Origin of the sequence: Mycobacterium sp. (assembly GCF_032161845.1) — a bacterium.
Classification (GTDB): domain Bacteria; phylum Actinomycetota; class Actinomycetes; order Mycobacteriales; family Mycobacteriaceae; genus Mycobacterium.
In genome coordinates, this window is the sequence record NZ_JAVRQA010000285.1 from 1 (window position 1) to 4,558 (window position 4,558).

The 4,558-nt window shown below is 67.5% G+C and carries 6 protein-coding genes; 5 read left to right on the forward strand and 1 reads right to left on the reverse strand.

Annotated features, from left to right (window positions below; genetic code table 11):
- Window positions 1–1,257: regulator (locus QOD90_RS15710; protein WP_526351271.1), on the forward strand; the 1,257-nt coding region annotated here is incomplete at its 5' end.
- Between the two features lie 5 nt (window positions 1,258–1,262).
- Here QOD90_RS15710 and QOD90_RS15715 read toward each other — a convergent pair.
- A complete protein-coding gene (locus QOD90_RS15715; RefSeq protein WP_526351273.1) occupies window positions 1,263–1,634 on the reverse strand; it encodes a cupin domain-containing protein in 372 nt (123 codons plus the stop codon).
- 54 nt (window positions 1,635–1,688) lie between these two features.
- Between QOD90_RS15715 and QOD90_RS15720 the strand changes: the two genes are divergently transcribed.
- From QOD90_RS15720 to QOD90_RS15735, 4 genes are all read left to right on the forward strand, one after another.
- Window positions 1,689–2,036: a DoxX family protein gene (locus tag QOD90_RS15720; protein WP_526351275.1), complete on the forward strand. Its 348-nt coding sequence runs from the start codon at window positions 1,689–1,691 to the stop codon at window positions 2,034–2,036.
- A gap of 96 nt (window positions 2,037–2,132) precedes the next feature.
- Window positions 2,133–2,717 carry a TetR/AcrR family transcriptional regulator gene (locus tag QOD90_RS15725; protein ID WP_526351277.1) on the forward strand — a complete coding sequence of 195 codons (585 nt, stop codon included), beginning with the start codon at window positions 2,133–2,135 and terminating at the stop codon, window positions 2,715–2,717.
- A 13-nt stretch (window positions 2,718–2,730) separates the two neighbouring features.
- The gene (locus tag QOD90_RS15730) at window positions 2,731–3,837 is read left to right on the forward strand and encodes an ABC-2 transporter permease (RefSeq protein ID WP_526351279.1); all 1,107 of its coding nucleotides are present in this window, start codon (window positions 2,731–2,733) and stop codon (window positions 3,835–3,837) included.
- Window positions 3,764–4,558: tetratricopeptide repeat protein (locus QOD90_RS15735; RefSeq protein ID WP_526351281.1), on the forward strand; the 795-nt coding region annotated here is incomplete at its 3' end. The genes QOD90_RS15730 and QOD90_RS15735, both read left to right, overlap by 74 nt.

Here is a 4,558-nt window from a genome sequence, read left to right on the forward strand (position 1 = left end):
GTGGTCATGCTGCCGGTGTACCTGAACACCAAGGATGCGATGCAGGCCTGGCAGGCGGGCCTGGCATGGGCGTTCATGATCGGCATCATCGTGATGATCGGCGCGTTCGTGGGGCCCTACATCCGCAAGCTGACGCCTCGCGCCGCGATGCTCGGCACGCTGGCGGGCATCTCGATCACGTTCATCTCCATGCGGCCCGCCGCGCAGATGTGGGAGGCCGCGTGGATCGGCCTTCCGGTGATGGCGATCATTCTGATCGGGTTCTTCACCGACGTGAAGCTGCCGTTCGGCATCCCCGTCGGACTGGCCGCGCTCCTCGTCGGGACGGCGATCGGTTGGATCGGCGGCTACATGTCGGCACCCGACGTCAGCCAGGCCGTGTCCGACATCGCGATCGGCGTTCCGCATCTGCGCGTCGACATGCTCTTCTCCGGGCTCGCTCATCTGGCTCCCCTTCTGGGCACCGCAATACCGTTGGGCGTCTACAACTTCACCGAAGCGATGAGCAACGTGGAGAGTGCTGCCGCCGCCGGTGACAACTACAACCTGCGCAGCGTGCTGCTGGCCGACGGCGCCGGTGCGTGCATCGGTTCGGCGTTCGGATCGCCGTTCCCGCCGGCGGTGTACATCGGGCACCCCGGCTGGAAGGACGCCGGTGGACGCGCCGGCTACTCGCTTGGGAGTGGCGTCGTCGTCGGAATCTTCTGTTTCCTTGGGCTTTTCGGGGTTCTCAACGCGTTGTTACCCGTTCCCGCCATCGTGCCGATTCTGCTGTACATCGGTCTGCTGATCGGTGCCCAGGCATTCCAGGCGGTGCCGCGCCTGCACGCGGTCGCAGTGGTCGCGGCGATCCTTCCCAACCTCGCGCAATGGGCCAGCGGCCTGGTCGACAACGCGCTGAACGCCGCGGGCACCTCGGCGACCGGGGTCGGGATGGACAAACTGAACGGCGCGGGCGTGGTCTACGAGGGACTGCAGACCCTCGGTGAGGGCGCCGTGCTCGTCGGCCTGATCCTTGGCACCATGGTCACCTTCGTCCTTGAAAAGAAGTTCCTGTACGCGGCGATCGCGTCGGTGGTCGGTGCGGCGCTGTCGTTCATCGGTCTCATCCATGCGCCGCAGGTCGAATGGGCGGCGAATCCCACTGTGGCACTTGGCTATCTGTTCTTCGGCCTGGTGTGCCTTTTGTATTGGTTCCTGCCCGGCGCCAAGGATCCCGTCGTGGTCGACGAGGCGGACGTCGTCGCCGGCCACTGAGTTCCTCAGTCGCGGACGAACGGGATCTCGGCAGCAGGCGCCAGCACCACGTACATCCGCCGCCATGGATCGGTGCCCTCCAGCCGCCACTGATGGCCACTGCCATCGGTGTCCTCGGCGAGTAGGACGTCGCCGGGATGCAGGGTGAACTCTTCGCCGTCGCGGGTGGAGAAGACGAGCGTGCCAGCGAGGGTCACGACGAGTTGGCGGACCGGTGCGGTGTGCCACGCCAGCGTGCCGCCGCCCGCCGTCTCCTCGACGGTGACGTGCGTGGCCGACATCGTCGCCGACACCAAGTCGTCATTGCGCCCGGTTCGAGTACCGATCCGGCCGATCTCGACGTGCGACGAGCCCTCCTGCCCCGTCCACAGCCTCACGCATCGGATCATTTCCGCCTCCGCTCCTCGTCTCGCCTCTAGCGTGGTTCCATCATGGCCACCGCGACGGTAGTAACGACATCCCTGTTGGCCGCCCTCTTCGTCTTCGCCGGCTCGATCAAGGTCCTGGGTGTCCGGCAATCGCTCGCCATCCGCGACCATCTCGGGATCTCGGCAACGCTCTGGCGGGTGATCGGCCTGCTCGAACTCGCCGGCGTCGTCGGGGTGCTCGCCGGCCTGGCGTGGACACCGCTCGGTATCGCTGCGGCGGTCGGGCTCGCCCTGCTCTCGGTCGGGGCGGTCGCGAGCCACGTGCGGGCCACGGACGGCGCCGGTCAGTCGGTGCCTGCCGTCATCGGGCTGATCCTGGCCGTGGCGACCGCCGTGCTTCACATCGTCTGACCTCGCGAGACGCCCATCACACGGGCCTCGGCAGGTGTCTCAACTAACCCAATAGTTCGTAGTCAACTGTCTACGAAGTCCACTACGCTAGGCATCATGCCCACCCGCACCCACAGCGCCGATCCGCGTGCAGAACGCGTCCGCACCCTGTTGCGCGACGCCGCGTTCGCGCTGGCGCACGAGCGATCCGTCGACGAGATCACCGTCGGGGATCTAGTGGCGCGCGCGGGTGTCAGCAGGCAGGTCTTCTACCGGCACTTCACCGATCGCGACGACGCCGTCGCGACGGCATTCGCCGTGGCGTTCTCCGCCGCCGTCGCGAACATCCACGGCGACGCCCGGTCGCGGATCGTGGGCCTCTTCGCCTTCGCCGCCGAGCACCGGACGATGTATCGCAACGTGGTGCCCAGCGCCGTGACCCAACGCGTGGTCACGGCATTTCGCGCCGAACTCCTGCCGGCCTGCGAGGAGATCGCCGCGCAGGGCATGCACGTCGTCGGCCCGATTGCCGACATCGCACCGGAATCCGTCAGCCGCTTCCTCGTCGGCGGGTTCCAGGAGGTGCTCCGGTCCTGGATGGAAGACCCGGACGCGACCGACCTCCGTGGCCGGGTGACCGCCGCGCTCGACACCGTCGATGCGCTGCTGGGCCTCCCCGTCGACACTCATCAACCCCGTTAGGAAGGGACCCAACATGGGCAAGCACGAAGCTCCACACGAGCATCACGTTCCGCATCTCACCGTCGCCAACCGGCGCGTCTCACGCACCGACGTCCGCAAGATGGTGATGGCGATGGCGGCCCTCACCGTCTTCGTCGTCGCCATGATCGCGAGCTATTCCGGCGCATTCGCGAAGCCGACCCTGCATCACCTCGACGTGGCCGTCGCAGGCCCGCAGCAAGTGGTCGACGCAATCCGCGGCCAGGACAACCTCGAGGTGACGCAGGTGGCCGACGCGGTCGCCGCCCGCGCGCAGGTCTACGACCGAAAGACCGACGCCGCCTTCGTCGTCGGGCAGACCGGTGAGCTCAAGATCTACGTCGCCGGCGGCGGTGGGCGCAGCGTCGCCAACGCCTCGGAGACCGTCGGCCGCGCCATCGCGACCAAGGCGGGACTGACGCCGAGCGTCGAGGACGTCGCGCCGACGTCGAGCGCCGACCCGCAAGGCACCGTCGAGTTCTACGCCATCATCTTCCTGTCCATCGGCGCGACCATGGGCGCCGCGGTGTTCGGCCTGATGATGGGCAGCGTCCGCAGGTTGTCGACGCTGGCGCTTCGCACCCTGAGCCTCGCGGCGTACTCCGCGCTGTTGGCGGGTGCGGTGACGCTGTACGTCGACGGGGTCCTCGGTGCGCTCACCACACACACGTGGCAGGTCTTCGGCGCGTTGTGGCTATATGCCATCGGTGTCGCGGGAGCCGTCACCGGCGTCGCGGCCGCCTTCGGCACCGTCGCCTCGGCAGTGGTGACCCTGTTCCTGATCATCGTCGGCAACGCGGCGGCCGCGGGTCCGGTCGGGCTGCCATTGCTCTCGGGTTTCTATACGACGTTCAACCAGATCGTCCCGCAGGGGTCGGGCGTTGCGCTGCTGCGCAGCATCGAATACTTCGGCGGCAACAGCGCCACGACACCGATCATCACCCTGGCCATCTGGGGTGCGACCGGACTCGTGCTCGCGGTGATCGCAGTGCTCGCTCCCAAGGCATGGACGAATTATCCTGCCAGTCATGACCGTTACCGCGTCGGAGCAAAGTCAGGCGGAGCCGTATTACGACCTCGGGTCCTATCACCGGTCGATTGAGACGCCGTCCGCCCAGGCACGGCTGTGGTTCGACCGCGGCATGGTCTGGGCGTACGCGTTCAACCACGAAGAGTCGATCCAATGCTTCGAACGGGCGTTGACCCACGATCCCGAACTCGCCATCGCCCGGTGGGGCATCGCCTACGCGGTCGGGCCGAACTACAACAAGGCGTGGGAGGCATTCGATCCCACCGACCTGACCGCCTCACTGGCCAGGGCGGGAAGTGAGCTCGAGTTGGCGCGCAACGGGCGGGCATCCGACGTAGAGCTGGGCTTGATCGAAGCGCTCGCGAACCGCTTCCCCGCCGATGACCTGGCCGCCGGTCACGCGCGCTACGCCGGCGCCATGGTCGGGCTTGCCACGACCTACCCGGACGACGTGGACGTCCAGGTCCTCGCTGCCGACGCGTTGCTGAACGTCTCGGCGTGGGCGTTGTGGGACACCAGAACCGGTGAGCCCGCAGCGGGGTCGCGCGTGCTCGAGGCCAAGCGAATCCTCGACGACGTGTTGGCAAGCGAGGAGGGGCGATGCCACCCCGGCGCCCTGCACCTCTACCTCCACGCAATGGAGATGTCCGCGCACCCGGAGGAGGCACTGCCTGCGGCGAACCTGTTGCGCGACCTGGTCCCCGACGCCGGCCACCTCCAGCACATGCCCAGTCACATCGACGTGCTGTGCGGTGACTACCGCAGCTCCATCGAGGCGAACATCGCTGCGGTG